Genomic DNA, 694 nt, shown 5'->3' with positions numbered 1-694 from the left:
GATCAGCGCCTCGGCGCTCAGCAAGAGCCTGCAGCTGGACGCTGGCTATATGAGCCGGCTGCTACGCGGATTGAAGAACCGCGGCCTGCTGGCCAGCCAGGCCCATCCCAGCGACGGCCGCCAGACGCTGCTCAAGCTCAGCCCCGCCGGCAAGCGCGCCTTCGTGCCGCTGGACCGCGAGGGCACGGCCAAGGCCCAGGCCATGCTCGCGCCGCTGTCGGCAACACAACGCCACGCGCTGCTGGGCTCGATGTCGCGCATCCAGGCCGTGCTGGAGCCCGACGCCACGGCAGCCGTTGAGCTGCGCTCCCCCCAACCTGGCGACCTGGGCTGGATCGTCGAGCGGCATGGCGCTTTCTACGCCGCCGAGTACGGCCTGGACGTGCGTTTCGAGGCGCTGGTGGCGCGCATCTGCGCCGACTTCGTCGACCGCTTCCAGCCCCAACGCGAGGCCTGCTGGATCGCCGCGCGCGGCACCGAGCGCCTGGGCTGCGTGATGCTCGTGCAGGCACGCGATGAATCTCAAGATGGGGCCACCGGCAAGCCGCGCCCCGGCGTCGCCAAGCTGCGCCTGCTGTTGCTGGAGCCCCATGCGCGGGGCCTCGGCCTGGGCAAGCGCCTGGTTCGCCAGTGCAGCGACTTCGCCCGCGCCGCCGGCTACAAGCGCATCGAGCTGTGGACGCAGAGCGCATTG

Annotated in this window: 1 protein-coding gene; it reads left to right on the top strand. The window is 71.2% G+C overall.

Going from position 1 to position 694, the window contains the following annotated elements; translation table 11 throughout:
• Positions 1 to 694, top strand: a 694-nt coding sequence (locus AC1DU6_RS34075; protein WP_477862840.1) for a bifunctional helix-turn-helix transcriptional regulator/GNAT family N-acetyltransferase, incomplete at both ends; no start/stop codon positions are given.

The organism is Roseateles sp. P5_B10, assembly GCF_056400485.1.
Note: the sequence above shows the minus strand (reverse complement) of the source record. Positions and strands in the feature narration are given on the sequence as shown.